Genomic DNA, 18,232 nt, shown 5'->3' on the forward strand with positions numbered 1-18,232 from the left:
CTGGTTTCCGCCTGCGGCATCCGGCCCGTGAAGGGCGCCTGCACGTCATCCTCAGCGCGCCGAGAGCGCCTTCATCATCTGATCGATATCGATGCCGCCGAGGCCGAAGTTGCGTTCGGTCAGGTCCTTCAGGCGTTCCGCCGTCAGGGCCACCGTCTTGCGGATCTGCTCTTCGGTATGGTCGCTGGTGATGAAGAAGCGCAACCGCGCCAGTCCTTCGGGAACGGCGGGGTGGATGATCGGCAGCGCATTGACGCCGGCCGCAAGCAGATCGTTGGACAGCTGAACCGCGCGCAGGGAATCCCCGACCAGCACCGGCACAACCGAAAAGCCGCTGCTGAGGCCGGTGTCCAGACCCGCTTCCTTGGCAAGCTTGAGGAAGAGCGCGCCATTGCGCCGGAGGGCGGCAGTGCGCGACGGCTCGCGCGCAAGCACGTCGAGGCTGGCGGCCGCCGAGGCGGCCAGAACCGGCGCCAGGCCGACGCTGTAGACGAAGCCGCCGGCAGAGGCCTTGAGCACGGCAACAAGCGCCTCGCTGCCGGCAATGTAGCCGCCGCAGCTGGACGTCGTCTTCGAAAGCGTTCCCATCCAGATGTCGATCTCATGCGGATCGACGCCGAAGTGCTCGGCAAGACCACGACCATGCTTGCCGACGACCCCCAAGGAATGGGCCTCGTCGACCATCAGCCAGAAGCCGTATTCGGCCTTGAGCTTCAGGAGGGCCGGCAGGTCGGCGATGTCGCCGTCCATCGAGTAGATGCCCTCGACGATGACAAGGATACGACGATAGTCGCCCGAGACCGTGCGCAGCACGTGTTCCAGGTCGCTCGCGTCATTGTGCTTGAACAGCCGGCGCGTGGCGCCGGAGAGCTTGATGCCCGCAAGCGCGCTATTGTGAATGAACTCGTCGTGGACAACCAGATCCTTCGGGCCCATCAGGCAGCTGATGGCCGCGACATTGGTGAGATAGCCACTGACGAAGCAGACCGCGGCATCGACGCCGTAGAAGCGCGCGATCTTTTCTTCGAGCTCCACATGAACAGGGCGCTCGCCAGCGACAAGCCGGCTGGCAGAAGCCGAGATCCCGAAGGCGTCGACGGTTTCCTTTGCCCTTGCCAGCACTTCCGCGTGCCGGTTGAGGCCGAGATAATCATAGGAGGCGAAGTTGATCAGCTTGCGCCCGTCGATGACGGTGGTGGCGCCGGCTGCGGTCTGATGCGCGCGGTAGAACGGATTGGCGATCCCCAGCTGTTCGCTGGCAAACTTCTGGGTCAGAACCTGCTTGTACTCCGGCAGGTCCTCGAAACGGGCCTGTTGCCGGCGGGCCGGCGGCGGCATCTCCCGCTCCGAACGCGCCATGCGGTTGCGCTCGGAGGATTGATGCGTGTTTCTCATCCGGTCCAGCAGGTTCTCCTTGAGGCTGCTGGTCATCTTGGATGAGCCGGGACCATTTCCGTTCGTGCTCATTGGCTCTGTGCTTTTTCCTTTGCCGTGCCGACATGCCGTTGCGCCAGTTCTGTGACCAACTTGTCGTCCGCACCGTCGCTCTCTTCGCCCTGGTCGCGCTTGCTGACCTTGTCATAGAGCTTGCGGGCGACGTCGCCAACCGTCGTGTTGTCTGCGACACCACTGAGCGGCATGTCGAAACCGGTATTCTGCTGGAAGCTCATGCCGAGTTCCACGGCCATCAGGCTGTCGAGGCCGATTTCCTTCAGGACCTTGCTGCGCGTGACCGTATCCTTCGAGACCCGAAGGATGGCGGCAATTTCGCCTGCGACCAGTTCGAAGAGAATATCCTCGGCTTCCTGCGCCGACTTGCCCTCGATCATCGCGACGAGGTCCATCTTGGTGCCTTCGCCGCCGGACGAATGCTGATCGGCGCTACGCAGGATGACTTCGAAGAGCGCGTTGCGCGCGACCGGCAAGTTGCGGGCGGCCGACCAATCGATCTCCGATATCATCACGACGGCGGCGTCGACTGTGCCGGGATCGCTGGCGAGATGGCTCTCGACCATGTCCAGCGCCGTCTGCGCCTTCAGTGCCGTCTTGCCGATGCGCTTGGCCAGCAGATCGTTGACGTCGGTGTTCTGCACGAGATAGCCCTTGTCGGCGATCGCGCCGAAACCGACCGCCAAACCGGCAAGACCTTCCGCGCGCCGGGCGCGGGCAAGACCTTCGAGGTAGCCGTTGGCCGCAACGTAGTTTGCCTGGCCGGGATTGCCCACCAGCGTCGTTGCCGACGAGAACAGGATGAAGTTGTCGAGCGCATCGTTGCGGGTCAGCTGATCGAGAACAGCGGCACCCTTTGCCTTCGTGTCGATAACCGGCCGGTTGCGCTCGCGATTGAGATTGCTGATCAGCGCGTCATCCAGCACCATCGCTGCATGAACGATGGAGCGTAGCGGTGCGATGGCTCGCAATTCGGTGAGCAGGAGATCCGCAGCGGTTGCATCGGTGATATCGCAGGCGTGAACCGTGGCCGAAATGCCGGCCTTGGCCCAAAGCTCGATCATCGCCGTCGTTTCCGCGTCGGCAAGGCCGCGCCGCGAGCAGAGCGCGATCGTCTTGGCGCCCTTTTCCGCAAGCCAGTTGGCGGCGGCCAGGCCGAAGCCACCGATGCCACCGACGACCAGGTGCATGCCTTCGGGGTCGACCTTGACGCCACCGTGCGGCCGGGTCGCGACCTGGTGTTTGCCGGCCACCGGCGGCAGCACGACGATCTTGCCGATGTGACCCGCGTTCTGCATCAGGCGGAACGCATTGCCGATCTCGTCGAAATCGAAAGCACGGTACGGCAGCGGCGTAAGCTTGCCGTCCTCGAACAGGGCGCCGATCTCGGTGAAGATGCGCTTGGTCAGGGCCGGCGCGTTGACCAGCAACTGGTCCGCGTCGATGCCGAAGTAGCTGACATTGCGGCGGAACGGCCTGAGGCCGATCTTGCTGTCTGCGTAGTAGTCACGCTTGCCGAGTTCGAGGAAGCGGCCGAACGGTTTGACCAGTGCCAGGCTCTGCTCCATCGCCTCGGCGAAGAGTGAGTTCAGCACGAGGTCGACGCCCTCTCCATCAGTCACGGCGCGCACGTCGTTGACGAAACCGAGCGAGCGCGAATCGAACACATGATCGGCACCGAGCATCGAAAGGAAGCGGCGCTTCTCGCGGGTGCCGGCCGTGGCGATGACTTTCGCGCCCTTGAGCTTGGCAACCTGCAGCGCTGCGAGGCCGACCCCGCCGGCCGCACCATGGATGAGGATCGTTTCACCGGCCTGGATGCGGCCGAGCTCGACCATGGCGTAGTAGGCCGTGAGGAACGCAACAGGCACGGTGGCCGCGGCAACCGGGCTGACCGATTGCGGCAGCCTGGCGACGCCGGCGCGCGAAACGACGGCATGGGTGGAGAAGGCCGCAGACGCGATCGCCATGACCGCATCGCCGACCGAAAGGTCGTCCACGCCTTGACCGACGGCAACCACGTGACCGGACAGTTCCATGCCGATCGTCGCACCGGCAAAGCCGTCCTCGAGGGCTTCTTCAGGCAGAAGACCCATCGCCCACATCACGTCGCGGAAGTTGAGGCCGGTGGCCGCAACCTTGACGACGACGTCGCCGGGGGCCGCGGACGGCACGTTGCTTTCTTCCCAAACGATGCTGCCGACCTGAGAGGCGACACGCTGGCGGATGGTGGCGGCCTCGAAGGAGGCCGTCGAGCCATGGGCGTTGTCGGTCGGACCGGGAACCGCACGGATTTCCGAAAGCGATCCGTTCGGTCCTTCCAGCAGCCATTCGCGATTGCTGCCGGAAACGGTGAGCAATGGAAGCGATGCGGCAATCTGCTCGTCAGACGTCGAGGCGTCTGCGGCCAGATCCAGAGCATGAACGTCCAGGAACTCATATTCGTTCTGCAGCACCCGGGCGAAAGCCCAAAGGCCGGCATTGGTGCCGGAGCTTGCGGCCGTCGTGCCTGAGACACGGCTGGCGACCGGCGCCCCGCCAGGCGCGACAAGAACGAGCCTCGGACGTGCGTCGCCACTTGGATCGGTATCGCCGACATGCCGCCGCAATACTTCGGCTACGGCGCTAAACGCCAGAACCTGGTTTTGCAGCGAGGCAGAATCGTCCGTCCGGCTCTTCGGCGCAGGCGACGAAAGGAAGACGGCGCGAACGGGGCGATCGCGGAAGGCCTCAAGTGCATCGCGAAGCAAGGCCGCATCCGTCGCCGCATCACCCGTCAGGTCGACGGGGATGGCGCCGGTGGACGACTGCTTTGTCTTGGGCGCGCCGATCTGCAACAGAAGGTAGGAGCCCGCCGCTGAGGCAGCAGCATTCGCACCGGTCTCGACAGCCGCCGGCGCTTCCACGCCGCGTGCTTCAAGAACGATGACATTGCCGGACGCGCATTCACGGTCGGTGACGTCAATCTCGCGAAGATCGAGGTCGGCCAGACATTTCTGCCAGTGAGGAACGGCGGCGAGGTTGCCGATCGGGAACTCGGCCGCCTGGCTGCGGGCAAACCAGCCATCCGACAGTCCAAGCGCAAAATCGTTGAAAAGGGATGGCGCGCCGACGCCAGCGACGAGACCACCCGTCCGGCGCAGCGTCGAGCGGAGTGCCGTGCGTACATCGATGTCGTCTTCGATCAGGCCGTAGAGCCGGTCGGAGGCACTGATGGCGAGATCGAACGGCGCCTGTGTCGCAAGCTCACCCTTCTTGAGAATGCGCACATGGGCATCGTTTTCGAAGGCGAGTTCAAGGCCGCGTTGGGCATTGTCACGCGGCTCGACCACACCGAGGCTCGCGCCGTGTTTGGCTGCAAGCGTCGCGATGCGGCGCGTGAACCCGGCAGACACGCTGCCAAGCTCGAGAACGCGCAGACGTGTTCCCGTCGGCTGCGCCCGTAGCGCGCTTTCGACCGCATCAAGCACGAGCGCCATACGCTGGCGGCTTACTTCAGAATGCACGGCCTGATGATCGAGCGTCGCATCGCTGATGAAGCCGGCATTGGCAACGATTTCGGCATCGCCACCGGCTGGGGCCGCCAGCAGGACGTCGAGGCGTGCGAGCGCTTCCGCATAGGCGTTGTTGATCAGCACCGCCTCGACGGCACGATCAGGACGTTCGCCATAGAGTTCGCGCAGGATTTCTGGAACGCTCGGCAGGCTGAATTCCTGGGCGACGACCCAGACTCCATCCTTGTGCTCGCAGAGGCCGGCATCCTCAAGCACGTAAAGGCAGCTCGCCAGGAAACACTGGAAGGCGAAATCACCGGGCAGGCTATCGCTGCGCACGATCGATCGGCCCTTGCCGAGCTTCAGCGCAATCTCCTGGCAGGCGCGGTAGATCGCCGCGTTGAACAGCAACGTCGTGTTGTCGACGCCGGCATCGGCCGCCGTCTTGACGCCGAGGGTTACCGGCGTGCGGACGTCGGCCTCAACTGTCGGCAGGAACGTTTCGGAAAGGACTGTTTCGTAGTGGAAAGAGAGAGCGTCCAGCGCCTTGTGCTTGCGCAGATAGGTGCGTCGGAAACGGCAATCCTCGAAATGAGCGATCGGGTCGCCCGACTTGTCGAAGAAATGGAACTTGGCCTTGATCGAATTGGCGCTGACACGTTCGATCTCGATCGTGGCGCGCGCGATCGGCTTGCCGGCATTGACGACGCGCACGGAACCGAAGCGCACCGGAATATAGGGTGCGCCGCTCTTGTCGCCGGTGAAGCGGTCAAAAAGCGCGACGAGGCCGTGGAACGTGGCGTCGACCGAGATCGGATTGAGGGCATAGGTGACGAGCGGATGTCCCGGTTTGTCCGGGCTCTTCAGCTCGACGTCGACGATCCGGTCGTTATAGGCAACCGCCTTTGCCAGCAGCTGGAAACGCGGACCGTAGTCGAGGCCGAATTGCCGTGCGGTATCATAAGCCTTGGCCGGAGCGACGGTTGCCGTCTTCTGCATGCCGGCAAAGGAAGGCAACGCGCGTTCTTCACTCGGCAACGGCTTGCGGGACCGGGCGACCGCATGAACGGCCCAGTCGTCTTCGGACAGGCGCTCGCGCGAGCGGATCTCGATATCGCCGGTTTCCGGCGACAGGATGGTCGACAGTTCCATGATGCGGCTGTCGCTGAGCTCCAGCGGCCGGACGATTTCCAGATTGGTGATCTCGACTTCGTCTGTCCCGTAAAACTGCTGTGCCGCTGCGACGGCAATCTCGATGAAGCCGCTGCCCGGCAGGATAGCCTTGCCATCGACAACGTGCTCGGCCAGATCCGGGAAGAGGGGCGCATCGATGTGGTTCTTCCAGCTGCCGCTGTTCGGGTCGCTGCGCCATCCGATCAGGCGATAGGGTTTGGCGGTGCGGCCAAAGAGATCCGTGGCGTCGGTCGTGGCCGCCGGTCGCAATTCGACCGGCTCGAACGGCAGGCTCGGCAGCGAAATCGCCGCATTGCGCTTGCCGAATACGCGCGCGGTGTCGACGATTGCGCCGTGGGCGACAGCACGCGCCATAGCGGCCGAGATCGGATCCTGACCGGTCTCTCCGACATCTCGAAGCAGCGTCGGCACGACCATGCCTGGTGCCGCCGCCTGCTTGATCGTCTCCTTGACGTAAGAGGACAGGATCGGGCGCGGAGAAATCTCGATGAAGAGCCGGCAGCCGAGCTCGATCGCCGCCTCTGCCGCCGCCTGGAAGCGAACCGGCTCACGAACATTCTTCCACCAGTAGTCGGGGTCGAGTTGCGTGCCATCAAGGGCAGCACCCGTAACCGTCGATAGGTAGGTAACGTCCGCACGACGGGGCGCGATATCGGGAATATCCGACAGGAATGCGTCCTTGGCCCGGTCGATGATCGGGTGGTGGAAGGGATAGTTGATGTCGAGGATCTGAGCAGGGATCTTCGCCTTGCGTGCCGCGTCGCGGAAGGCGGAAATCTCATGGGCCGGGCCCGAGATCGTCACCGAATTGTGGGCGTTGACGGCAGCGACGCAAAGCTCATCGAGGCCGTGCGCCTCGGCGAAGGCGCGCGCGGCGTCTTCGCCCAGCATCACGGCGGCCATCGTGCCGTGGCCCGCGAGCAGATCCTGGTGCAGCGACCGCTTTGCAACGATCGAGACGGCGTCGACCATCGACAGCGCGCCGGCTGCATAAGCAGCGGCGATCTCGCCGACCGAATGACCGAACACGGCGACTGGCTTGACGCCCATGGCGACAAGCGAATCGGAAAGAGCTGCCTGGACGGCAAAAAGCAACGGCTGGGCGATCTTCGTGTCGGACAGCTTCTTGTCGAGGTCAGGATCGGTCAGAAGCTCGATGAGCGAGATGTCCGAATGGAACTTGAAGAGCGCGCTGACAGATGTGAAACACTGGCGGAAATGCAGGTTCTCACGGAACGCTTCGACGCCCATGCCGGCCCATTGCGAACCGTTGCCCGAAAAGACGAAGGCGACCTTGGCATCTCTGGTGACGGCTTCGCCGACTTCGCCGATATCGGAGCCCGGCTTTTCCACATGGCTTGCGATCGCACGGACGATATCTTCGGGATGATCGCTGCGGGCCGCGAACCGATAGCGCATATGGGTGCGGTTGGCGCCCGACGCTGCGACCATCGAGCGGATTTCGCCCTTGGAAGCGTTGGCAAAACGCGTCTTGTAGTCCTTCAGCAGTGCTTCGAGGCTCGACGCGGTATGGGCGCTTGCAAGGAAGACGTGACCGGACGACGGCGGATTGTTGATCTTGTCTTCGGAAACGGGCTCCGGATCGCTGATGACCACGTGGGCATTGGCGCCGCCGAAGCCGAAGGAGTTGATGCCGGCAAGCCGCGCACGCTTGCCGCGCAGCAGTTCGATCGGGCTTGCCGTGACGCGCACGTTCAGGCCATCGAAATCGATATGTTCGTTCGGCGTGTCGAAGTGCAGCGACGCCGGCAGGTAGTTGTTTTCGAGCGCCAGGATCGCCTTCATCATGCCGAAAAGGCCGGAGGCAGGCTCCGTGTGGCCGATGTTCGACTTGATCGAGCCGATCGGAACCGGTGCCCGGCGATTGGCGCCGATGACCGTGCCGATGGACCAGACTTCCGCTGGGTCGCCGACCTTGGTGCCGGTGCCGTGGCCCTCGACGAAAGCCACCTGATTGGCATCGATGCCGTTGCCTTCGTAGATCGCCCGCAGCAGATTTGCCTGGGCTTCGCGCGAGGGCAGGGAGATGCCGTTCGTGCGGCCGGCCGAATTGACGCCAGTCGCAACGATCCGGGCATAGCTCCGGTCTTTTTCGCGGCGCGCCCGGTCCGAGCGGCGCAGCACGAACACGACGCCACCTTCGGCGCGCACATAGCCCGCGCCATCGTTGTCATAGGCGCGGCAGAGCCCTTCAGGCGACAGCATGCGCGCCTGCGCAAAGCCGACGAACGGCAGCGGATGGGCGAGAATATTGACGCCGCCGACGATCGCCGTGTCGATTTCGCCGGCGTTCAGTGCGCGCATCGCCTGATCGAGCGCGACGAGCGAGGACGAACAAGCCGTATCGACCGTCATGCTCGGACCGCTCAGCCCGAAGATGTGCGAAATGCGGTTGGAGACGATCGACAGGGTGTTGCCGGTCATGAAATACGGGCCGGCCGCCGCCGGGTCCTCAACCGTCAGGTTGGCGTGGTCGAGGCTCGATGCGCCGATGTAGACGCCGACATTCTCGCCGTGCAGCGACGTCGTCGAGATATTGGCGTCCTCGAGCGCGCGCCAGGCGAGCTGCAAGAGCACGCGCTGCTGCGGATCCATATACATGGCTTCGCGCTGCGACATGCCGAAGACGGCCGGGTCGAAGTCATAGAGCTGATCCAGCACGCCCGCGGCGAAGGAATAGGTCTTGCCCTGCGTGCCCATGACCGGGTGCCAGAAACGCGCAACGTCCCAGCGATCGGACGGGATGCTGGTGACTGTGCACTTGCCCTGACGAAGAAGTTTGAACAACGCCGAAGGCGATTCTGCTCCAGGGGCGAGGCATGCACGCCCAATAATTTCAACAGCCATATATGATCGAACGCTCTAAACTGACGTTAAAGTTGCATCTGCGATTGCGCTTCCAAGCGGAAAACGCAACTGCCAATCATTCCGCCCCAGGGTTATCCCCACGTATATTCGTTCCGCCTCATTAGTCAGCTTTTAACTTAAAGTACCTAGCTTTCAAGTCCAATGGCCTAACATATACATGCCCAGAACCTTCATCCAAGACAAATCGGGCCGCAAACCCGTCAAGGTGTAGGAGGTATGACCGGAAAGGCGCAGGGCCAATTATTTTGCTCGTCTTCGTCTGCAAGTGACTTGTTGTGAGACGGCTATTGTGCTTTTCAGAGACCGGCGGATTCCCGACCGGGAGATCATGCGGTGCAGAACTATGAACAGAATCATGGCTGTGCCGAATTCGGAGTGTCTTAGTTGAAACGTGTAGCTGCCCTTCTGCTTTCTACCGCGCTTGCGGGATGTCAGGCTGTTCCGGGCGAGGGGCCGCTGGCCGGGGCCATTGTTGCGGATGCCGGCCAATCCGGCGCCGAAATCGGTCGAAAGAACGCCACCGTATTTGATATCGTCGATGTGACCGGTCAGTCCGCACGCCTTGTTTCCGACTACGTGTCTTCGACGCTCAACCGCCGGTTCGGTATCGGCGGCGGTGTGGGCCGGGTCGTCATCGGTGTTGGCGACGCTCTGAAAGTATCGATCTTCGAGGCCGGCAGCGACGGTCTGTTCTCGACGCAGGACTCCAAACAGACAAGCATCGACCTCGTCGTCCAGCCGGACGGCAAGGCAGCCATCCCCTATGTCGGCTCGGTCCGATTTGCCGGCCTGACGCTGGAACAGGCGCGCCAGGAAATCCTGGAAGCGCTGAAGCAGAAGGCGGTCGAGCCTGATGTCATCGTCACGAGCATGAGCACCGCCTCGCGCAACGTCACCGTTTCGGGCGCTGTCGGCAAGTCCGCAGTCGTCCCGCTCAGCCTCGTCGACGAGACGATCAACGAGGTCATCGCCAAGGCGGGCGGCCCCGTGGCGCAGCCCTACGAGACCTATGTCACGCTGGTGCGCGGCAAGAAGACCGGCACGGTTCTCCTGAAGTCGATCATCGAGAACCCGTCTGAAAACATCCATGTGAAGCCGGGAGACCAGATCTTCGTTGCGCGCGATCCGCGCCGCTTCACTATCCTTGGCGCCGTCAAGGCCAACCAGCGCGTCGAGTTCGGCGCCAACGACCTCAACCTGCTGGAAGCCATGGGACTTGCCGGCGGCGGTTCCGACTATGCGCTCGACATGAAGGGCTACTTCATCTTCCGCTACGAAGAGCCGGATGTCGTCATGAGCCTTCTCGGCCAGCAGCGCTTCAACGAGATGTTGCGCAAGGGCATGCAGACGGACAGCCAGGGGCGCTATCCGATCGTCTACCGCTTCGACATGAGCAAGCCGGACAGCCTGATCGTCGGCCAGACCTTCCCGATCAAGAATCGCGACGTGATCTATGCCTCGCGTCATCCGTCGGTGGACTTCTCGAAGTTCCTGAACTTCGTGGCGCAGCCGGTCGGCATTGCCAATTCCGGCTTCTCCATCGCCGACAACCTCAACGGCAACTGATCCAATTCAGGCTGCAGTTCTTGAGAGGGCGCCGACCGTGGTCAGCGCCCTTTTTCTATGTGCGTCAAGGATCGTGCCGTGGGGTGTCGAAGCGGGTTGCCGTCGCTCAAATTCTGTGATTGATCTTGGACTTAAATCGATTTTGGTGATCGATAGGGATTGGTCCGCTCAAGGGGAAAGCGATGGCTGGTGAGGCGTTGATCGTCGTCGACGTGCAAAACGATTTTTGCCCGGGCGGAGCGCTTGCCGTTTCCGGCGGCGATGAGATCGTGCCTGCGGTCAACGATCTGATCGGGAGGTTCGAGCATGTGGTGCTGACGCAGGATTGGCATCCGGTCGGCCATTCGAGCTTCGCATCCGTCCATTCGGGAAAAGCGCCGTTCGAGACGGTAACGATGTCCTATGGCGAGCAAACGCTTTGGCCGGACCATTGTGTTCAGGGCAGTACCGGCGCCGACTTTCACCCATCGCTGAAATGGACACGCGCCGAACTGGTGATCCGCAAGGGCTTTCGCACCGGCATCGACAGCTATTCCGCCTTCTTCGAGAATGATCGCCGGACGCCGACCGGGCTGACTGGCTACCTCAGGGATCGCGGTATCGGCAGCGTTACCTTGTGCGGCCTGGCGACCGATTTCTGCGTCGCCTTTTCCGCGCTCGACGCCGTGGCCCAGGGGTTTTCAACCTCCGTCGTGCTTGATGCCTCCAGGGGTATCGATCTCAACGGTTCGCTCTCCGCCATGATCACGCGCATGCGGCAAGCCGGCGTGCGTATGCTTTAGCCATGCAGCAATTCAAAGTGCTACAGCGACCTTTGCGCGTCTCATAAGACGCGCTGCGCTGTAAGAGGAGCAATTCCTAAGATGACCAAGACCGATATCGCCAGGCGCGTCTACAATCATGCCTGGAAGCTCGACCCGATCGTGCGCAGCCTGCTCGACACGGATTTCTACAAGCTTTTGATGCTGCAGATGATCTGGCAGCTCTATCCGGATGTAGACGCGACCTTCTCGCTGATCAACCGGACCAAGACCGTGCGCCTGGCCGACGAGATCGACGAAAATGAACTGCGCGAGCAACTCGATCATGCGCGCGAGTTGCGGTTCTCCAAGAAGGAGATGATCTGGCTTGCCGGTAACTCGTTCTACGGTCGCAAGCAGATTTTCTCGCCGGAGTTCCTCGCCTGGCTCGCAAAATTCCGCCTGCCGGATTACGAGCTGTCGCGACGCGACGGCCAGTTCGAGCTGACCTTCCGTGGGCGCTGGGCCGAGACCACCATGTGGGAGATCCCGGCGCTGGCGATCATCAACGAGCTGCGCTCGCGCTCGGCCATGAAAGGGCTCGGCCCCTTCACGCTCGATGTGCTCTATGCCCGTGCCAAGGCGAAGATGTGGTCGAAGGTCGAGCGCCTCAGGCAGTATCCCAACCTGCGGATTTCGGATTTCGGCACGCGAAGGCGCCACAGCTTCCTGTGGCAGCGCTGGTGCGTCGAGGCATTGAAGGAAGGCATCGGTGCATCCTTCTCCGGCTCCAGCAACGTGCTTCTGGCGATGGATACGGACCTGGAGGCGCTCGGCACCAACGCGCATGAATTGCCGATGGTGGCAGCTGCACTTGCCCGCACCGATGCCGAACTCGCCGCCGCACCCTATAAGGTGCTGCAGGACTGGAATCAGCTCTACGGCGGCAATCTCTTGATCGTGCTTCCCGATGCCTTCGGCACGGCCGCGTTCCTGCGCGATGCGCCGGCATGGGTGGCGGACTGGACCGGCTTTCGTCCGGACAGCGCCCCGCCGATCGAAGGCGGCGAGAAAATTCTCGCCTGGTGGAAGAAGATGGGGCGCGACCCGCGTGAAAAACTGCTCATCTTCTCCGATGGTCTCGATGTCGAAACGATCATCGAAACCTACAGGCATTTCGAGGGACGCGTGCGCATGAGCTTTGGTTGGGGAACGAACCTCACCAATGACTTTGCCGATTGCGCGCCGACGGAGATCAAGGGCCTCAATCCGATATCGATCGTCTGCAAGGTCAGCGACGCTGATGGCCGGCCGGCGGTCAAGCTGTCGGACAACCCCCGCAAGGCGACCGGCGACGCGGCCGAGGTGCAGCGCTATCTGAAGTTCTTCGGGAGCGAGGATTTCGTCGAGCAGGCCGTCAAGGTCTGACGGCGGTCGTTTGGACAAAAAGAAACCGGCGCGAGCCGGTTTCAAAAGGGGATTTAAGCGTTGCGATTGTCCATCATCGCGATGTCAAATCTAGGGACAGAATCTTAAGGTTGCGTTAAGGCGCATCTTTCGATGTCTGCAACTACAAATTAAATCTTCCGCTTGAGCGTTTCGATCGAGCGATCTCCTCAGGTTTCCTGAGCGACCCATCAGAACACGAACATGTAAAGCAGAACGATGACGATCAGGGGTACGCCCATGAGCCAGAGAACGATGCCTTTCATTTCAAGACCTCCACGTCGTTGCCGTTGAATTGGTAACGCAGGCTGGCGGGAAACGTTCCCTGTCTCAAGCAGGTCACGCAAGAGTGCCCAGCGGTTGGCGATAACCGCTGAGAGGCAACTGGACTTTAAATTGCGACGAGCTGATCTTGGAGATCGCGCCCGCATTTTGGGATTGAAGCGTTGCCGCGCGGAATATCAAACAGGGTCGTCTGACGACGCCGTAACATCGAGAAATCGCTTCATAATTCCACCTCGATGCGTCGCCGGTTTGAGGTGGAATTATCCAGTCGCCGGTGACAACAGGGCAATAAAAAAGGCCGGGCGAACCCGACCTTCCCATTCGCTGCACTGCCGCTGCCCGCAAATCTGCGTCCGGCGACGACGCGCGAAAATGACTTGGCCTAATTACTTGGCCTGCAGGTTGTCTGCAGAAGACTTGCCGGTCTTGCGGTCGCGCGTCAGCTCGTAGCTGATCTGCTGACCTTCGTTGAGGCCGGAAAGGCCTGCGCGCTGAACGGCCGAAATGTGAACGAACACGTCCGGGCTGCCGTCGTCAGGCTGGATGAAGCCGAAACCCTTGGTGCTGTTGAACCACTTTACTGTGCCTGTAGCCATGACGATTCCCTTTCAATCGCTCGTAATAGACATTTCCGGAAAAAACCTCCGGATCAGGATAACCGATTTTGAAGAGGGAAGTCCGTCTCTCACGCGCTTAGGGCGCCGACACAAAGTTCGTCAGCAATATCGATTTCCGCCAAATAGGAGCTGAATGTGACGATTGCAAGGCTTTGTTCGCCCATGTCTGGACGGGTTGAGCGGCTATGCACATGTGCGTGTTCATCGCGGTGCAACGGTGGCGAATAGCGCCATGGTTTTGAGGCAAAATAGAAGGAAAACTGGTGCTGCTAGAGAGATTTGAACTCTCGGCCTCTCCCTTACCAAGGGAGTGCTCTACCCCTGAGCTATAGCAGCATCTCGCGGCCGGTTCGTTGACAAGCCGCATCAAGCGAGGCGCCTATTGCCATAGCTGGACGGGGAGCGCAAGCCGCATTTCGAAGTTTTCGCTGTTGTTCCGTGAGAAAATCGGTTTCGGCTTCCGAAGCCCCTGCTTTTGCGCTAAAGCATCGCCCATGCAAACAGACGACAAGAAAAGCGCCAAGGGCGAGGTTTCGCCGCAGGAGCAGCAGGCGACTGCGCCGACGCGCAAGAAGAAAGATACGACCGAGTCGGATCTGAGAAAGGCGCGCCTTGCCAAGACCCTGCGCGACAATCTCCAGCGCCGTAAACAGCAGATGCGCGCGCGCCGTTCCGGCGCCCCCGACGAAGCGATTGGTCTGCCTGCCGCAAAAACGGACGAATCCGAAGATTAGTACGACGAGGGAGGGGCTGCCGTTCGGCATTCCCCCACGCATGCAGGCGTCTGCCTTGCGTTCAAGGCACTTCTAATTTCGCGGCGTCTCCACTAAAGAGGCGCCTTCAGACACACTTCATTTTTTTGGAAAGGCGGGCCAAGCCCGTTCGAGAGGCCTCATGGATCGCATCAGGATTGTAGGCGGGAATGAACTTCACGGGGTCATCCCGATCTCCGGCGCGAAGAATGCGGCCCTGCCGCTGATGATCGCATCGCTTTTGACCGATGACACGCTGACGCTGGAAAACGTTCCGCATCTGGCCGACGTCGAGCAGCTGATCCGCATCCTCGGCAACCATGGCGTCGATATCTCGGTCAACGGCCGGCGCGAGCGCCAGGGCGAAAGCTACGCCCGCACGATCCATTTCACCTGCCGCAACATCGTCGACACCACCGCGCCTTATGAGCTGGTGTCGAAGATGCGCGCAAGCTTCTGGGTCATTGGCCCGCTGCTCGCACGCGAAGGCAAGGCCCGCGTGTCGCTGCCGGGCGGTTGCGCCATCGGCACGCGCCCGGTCGATCTGTTCATCGAGGGTCTTCAGGCGCTGAGCGCCAACATCGAGATCGACAGCGGCTACGTTAACGCGACGGCGCCGGCAGGTGGCCTGATCGGTGCCCGCTACACCTTCCCGAAGGTTTCCGTCGGTGCCACCCACGTGCTGATGATGGCGGCGACGCTCGCCAACGGCACCACCGTGCTCGGCAACGCCGCGCGCGAGCCCGAAGTCGTCGACCTAGCCAATTGCCTGAACGCCATGGGCGCCAAGATCACCGGCCAGGGCACGGCGACGATCACCATCGAGGGCGTGTGCTCGCTGTCCGGCGCGCGTCACCGCGTGCTGCCCGACCGTATCGAGACCGGCACCTACGCCATGGCCGTTGCCATGACCGGCGGCGACGTCATCCTCGAAGACACGGATATGGCGCTGCTTGACACCGCACTCGAGGCGATCCGCCGGGCCGGCGCTGAAATCACGCCGACCAACAGCGGCATCCGCGTCGTGCGCAATGGCGCCGGCATCAAGCCGGTCGATATCGTCACCGATCCGTTCCCCGGATTCCCGACCGACCTGCAGGCGCAGTTCATGGGTCTGATGACCAAGTCGAACGGCGTTTCGCACATCACCGAGACGATCTTCGAAAACCGTTTCATGCACGTGCAGGAACTGGCGCGCCTCGGCGCCAAGATCTCGCTGTCGGGCCAGACGGCCAAGATCGAGGGCGTCAGCCGGCTGAAGGGCGCCCCCGTGATGGCGACCGACCTGCGCGCCTCGGTGTCGCTGGTCATCGCCGGTCTTGCGGCGGAAGGCGAAACCATGGTGTCGCGCGTCTACCATCTCGACCGCGGTTTCGAGCGGCTGGAAGAAAAGCTCACCCGTTGCGGCGCTCACGTCGAGCGTGTCAGCGACTGATTTTAGCCGTCGCGCCTGATGCCGTTGCGGTTTCAGGCGCGACGTCCTATGTCCATTTCAATTGTGGCACGCAAAATGTGCGACGAAAGCGAAAGGAATGGATCGCATGGATGGTCTGAAGCTGCTGGCGCTCGATGAAGAGGACCTGGCCGTCGTCTCCGCCCACGTCCAGGATGCCGTGTTCAAGGTTTCCGGACTGGAATACGACGCACGCCGCAAGCAGTTTTCGCTCATCGTCAACCGGTTCGTCTGGGAGATGGCCGACGGCAAGCGGCGTTCGTTCGAGCGCCGGCGCGCCGTGCTCCTGTTCAAGCGGGTGAGCGCCGTGCGCTCGCTTGGCTTCGACCGCCGCAACGGCGAGGCCGTGCTCGATCTGCTGGCGGTGACGTTCACGGTCGCCGGCGAGGGGCCGGAAGGCGCCGTCGAACTGGTGCTTGCCGGCGAAGCTTCGATCGCCCTTGATGTGGAATGCATCGAGGTGCAGCTTGCGGATACCGGCGGAGCATGGGAAACCGCTTTCAAGCCCCGGCATCCCGAAGGCGTTTGAAACCCGCGACACAGGCATACCACAAGGACATTTTGCGTTGGCAATCAGGCTGAACTATCTCGACGGTAACTTCGAACAGCAGTTCGCGGCATTCCTGACCACCAAGCGCGAAGTTTCCGAGGACGTCAACGCCGCGGTCAAGGCGATCATCGACGATGTTCGCCTGCGCGGCGACGAGGCGGTGGCGGAATATTCCGCCCGCTTCGACGGCATCGACTTTGCAACGACACCGATGGCCGTCAGCGCCGAGGAAATCGATGCGGCGATCCAGGCCGTTGAGCCGGAAGTGCTGGGCGCGCTCAAGGTTGCCGCCGTCCGCATCGAGGCGCACCACGCCCGCCAGCGGCCGAAGGACGATATCTACGAGGATACGATGGGCGTCGGCCTCGGCTCGCGCTGGACGGCGGTCGACGCCGTCGGGCTTTACGTGCCTGGCGGCACGGCGAGCTACCCAAGCTCGGTGCTGATGAACGCGCTGCCGGCCAAGGTCGCCGGCGTCGAGCGCATCGTCATGGTCGTGCCGGCAAACGGCGGCAAGATCAACCCGGCGGTGCTGGCAGCTGCGCGTCTGGCCGGTGTCGAGGAAATCTACCGTATTGGCGGCGCGCAGGCGATCGCCGCCCTTGCTTATGGCACCGCGACCGTCGCGCCGGTGGCAAAGGTCGTCGGCCCGGGCAATGCCTATGTCGCCGCCGCCAAGCGCCAGGTTTTCGGCACCGTCGGCATCGACATGATTGCTGGCCCGTCCGAGGTGCTCGTCATCGCCGACCGCGAAAACAATCCGGACTGGATCGCCGCCGACCTCCTGGCGCAGGCCGAGCACGATGTCGGCGCCCAGTCGATCCTGATCACGGATGACGCGGCCTTCGGCGAGGCGGTCGAAGCGGCGGTCGAACGTCAGCTGAAAACCCTGCCGCGCGCAGAGACCGCATCGGCGAGCTGGCGCGATTTCGGCGCGATCATCCTGGTGCCGGACCTCGAAAAGGCCATACCGCTTGCAAACCGCATTGCCGCCGAGCATCTGGAGCTGGCGCTTGCCGATCCCGAGCCGATGGTCGCCAAGATCCGCAATGCCGGCGCCATCTTTGTCGGACGCCACACGCCCGAAGTCATCGGTGACTATGTCGGTGGCTCGAACCACGTACTGCCGACGGCGCGCTCGGCGCGGTTCTCCTCCGGTCTCGGCGTTCTCGACTACATGAAGCGCACGTCGATCCTGCGCCTCGACGCGGAGCAGCTTCGCATCCTCGGCCCTGCAGCAATCGCGCTGGCGCGGTCGGAAGGCCTTGAGGCTCATGCGCGCTCCGTCGCCATTCGCCTCAATCTCGGGGATGCGGGATGAAGGCAGACCGCAACCAGCGCCTCTGCGACGTCGTATTGGACGAGACGATCGGCCGTTCGACGCCCGACGTGGAGCATGAGCGCGCGGTTGCGATCTTCGACCTTCTCGAAGAAAACCTGTTCGAACCGGTCGGCCACCCGGGCGGCCCCTACAAGCTCAACCTTTCTCTCATGGACGCCAAGCTGGTCTTTGCGATCTCCACCGAGAAAGGATCTGACGTCGCCACCCATATTCTCTCGCTGACGCCGTTTCGCCGGATCGTGAAGGACTACTTCATGATCTGCGAGAGCTATTACGAAGCGATCCGCTCGGCGACGCCGAGTCAGATCGAAGCGATCGACATGGGTCGCCGCGGCATCCACAACGAGGGCTCGCAGACGCTGATGGACCGCCTGTCGGGCAAGATCCGGCTAGATTTCGACACCGCCCGCCGCCTGTTCACGCTCGTCTGCGTGCTCTACTGGCGCGGATGACGG

11 protein-coding genes and 1 tRNA gene are annotated in these 18,232 nt (G+C 62.3%); 8 read left to right on the forward strand and 4 right to left on the reverse strand.

Features of this window, described 5'->3' with window-relative positions:
* Nucleotides 1–51: 51 nt before the first annotated feature.
* Together BKP54_RS20275 and BKP54_RS20280 are read right to left on the reverse strand one after the other, a co-directional pair.
* A complete protein-coding gene (locus BKP54_RS20275; RefSeq protein ID WP_057204242.1) occupies nucleotides 52–1,467 on the reverse strand; it encodes an aminotransferase class I/II-fold pyridoxal phosphate-dependent enzyme in 1,416 nt (471 codons plus the stop codon).
* Complete coding sequence (locus BKP54_RS20280) at nucleotides 1,464–9,005, reverse strand: type I polyketide synthase (protein ID WP_084814753.1); 7,542 nt, start codon at nucleotides 9,003–9,005, stop codon at nucleotides 1,464–1,466. The genes BKP54_RS20275 and BKP54_RS20280 overlap by 4 nt, the downstream gene beginning before the upstream one ends.
* A gap of 405 nt (nucleotides 9,006–9,410) precedes the next feature.
* On the opposite strand from BKP54_RS20280, the gene BKP54_RS20285 reads away from it, so the two are divergent.
* The 3 genes from BKP54_RS20285 to pncB all read left to right on the forward strand — a co-directional run bounded on the left by BKP54_RS20285 (nucleotide 9,411) and on the right by pncB (nucleotide 12,760).
* The gene (locus tag BKP54_RS20285; protein ID WP_025425868.1) at nucleotides 9,411–10,592 is read left to right on the forward strand and encodes a polysaccharide biosynthesis/export family protein; all 1,182 of its coding nucleotides are present in this window, start codon (nucleotides 9,411–9,413) and stop codon (nucleotides 10,590–10,592) included.
* 182 nt (nucleotides 10,593–10,774) lie between these two features.
* Complete coding sequence (gene pncA, locus BKP54_RS20290) at nucleotides 10,775–11,374, forward strand: bifunctional nicotinamidase/pyrazinamidase (RefSeq protein ID WP_025425869.1); 600 nt, start codon at nucleotides 10,775–10,777, stop codon at nucleotides 11,372–11,374.
* 81 nt (nucleotides 11,375–11,455) lie between these two features.
* Nucleotides 11,456–12,760 carry a nicotinate phosphoribosyltransferase gene (pncB, locus tag BKP54_RS20295; protein ID WP_025425870.1) on the forward strand — a complete coding sequence of 435 codons (1,305 nt, stop codon included), beginning with the start codon at nucleotides 11,456–11,458 and terminating at the stop codon, nucleotides 12,758–12,760.
* Nucleotides 12,761–13,449: 689 nt separating this feature from the next.
* Here the strand turns inward: pncB and BKP54_RS20300 are convergent.
* Both BKP54_RS20300 and BKP54_RS20305 read right to left on the reverse strand, forming a co-directional pair.
* Nucleotides 13,450–13,659: a cold-shock protein gene (locus BKP54_RS20300; protein WP_025425871.1), complete on the reverse strand. Its 210-nt coding sequence runs from the start codon at nucleotides 13,657–13,659 to the stop codon at nucleotides 13,450–13,452.
* A gap of 282 nt (nucleotides 13,660–13,941) precedes the next feature.
* A tRNA-Thr gene (locus tag BKP54_RS20305) sits at nucleotides 13,942–14,016 on the reverse strand.
* 17 nt (nucleotides 14,017–14,033) lie between these two features.
* Between BKP54_RS20305 and BKP54_RS20310 the strand changes: the two genes are divergently transcribed.
* The 5 genes from BKP54_RS20310 to BKP54_RS20330 all read left to right on the forward strand — a co-directional run bounded on the left by BKP54_RS20310 (nucleotide 14,034) and on the right by BKP54_RS20330 (nucleotide 18,229).
* The gene (locus tag BKP54_RS20310; RefSeq protein WP_207207512.1) at nucleotides 14,034–14,414 is read left to right on the forward strand and encodes a hypothetical protein; all 381 of its coding nucleotides are present in this window, start codon (nucleotides 14,034–14,036) and stop codon (nucleotides 14,412–14,414) included.
* A 160-nt stretch (nucleotides 14,415–14,574) separates the two neighbouring features.
* The gene (murA, locus tag BKP54_RS20315; RefSeq protein WP_084814754.1) at nucleotides 14,575–15,867 is read left to right on the forward strand and encodes a UDP-N-acetylglucosamine 1-carboxyvinyltransferase; all 1,293 of its coding nucleotides are present in this window, start codon (nucleotides 14,575–14,577) and stop codon (nucleotides 15,865–15,867) included.
* 106 nt (nucleotides 15,868–15,973) lie between these two features.
* The gene (locus BKP54_RS20320) at nucleotides 15,974–16,414 is read left to right on the forward strand and encodes a DUF2948 family protein (RefSeq protein WP_025425874.1); all 441 of its coding nucleotides are present in this window, start codon (nucleotides 15,974–15,976) and stop codon (nucleotides 16,412–16,414) included.
* 37 nt (nucleotides 16,415–16,451) lie between these two features.
* The gene (hisD, locus tag BKP54_RS20325) at nucleotides 16,452–17,756 is read left to right on the forward strand and encodes a histidinol dehydrogenase (RefSeq protein ID WP_025425875.1); all 1,305 of its coding nucleotides are present in this window, start codon (nucleotides 16,452–16,454) and stop codon (nucleotides 17,754–17,756) included.
* Nucleotides 17,753–18,229, forward strand: coding sequence for a UPF0262 family protein (locus tag BKP54_RS20330; RefSeq protein ID WP_025425876.1), 477 nt, complete (start codon nucleotides 17,753–17,755; stop codon nucleotides 18,227–18,229). Before hisD ends, BKP54_RS20330 begins: the two co-directional genes overlap by 4 nt.
* The last annotated feature ends 3 nt before the right edge of the window (nucleotides 18,230–18,232 follow it).

The organism is Ensifer sp. 1H6 (genome assembly GCF_001976035.1).
Taxonomy (GTDB): domain Bacteria; phylum Pseudomonadota; class Alphaproteobacteria; order Rhizobiales; family Rhizobiaceae; genus Ensifer; species Ensifer canadensis.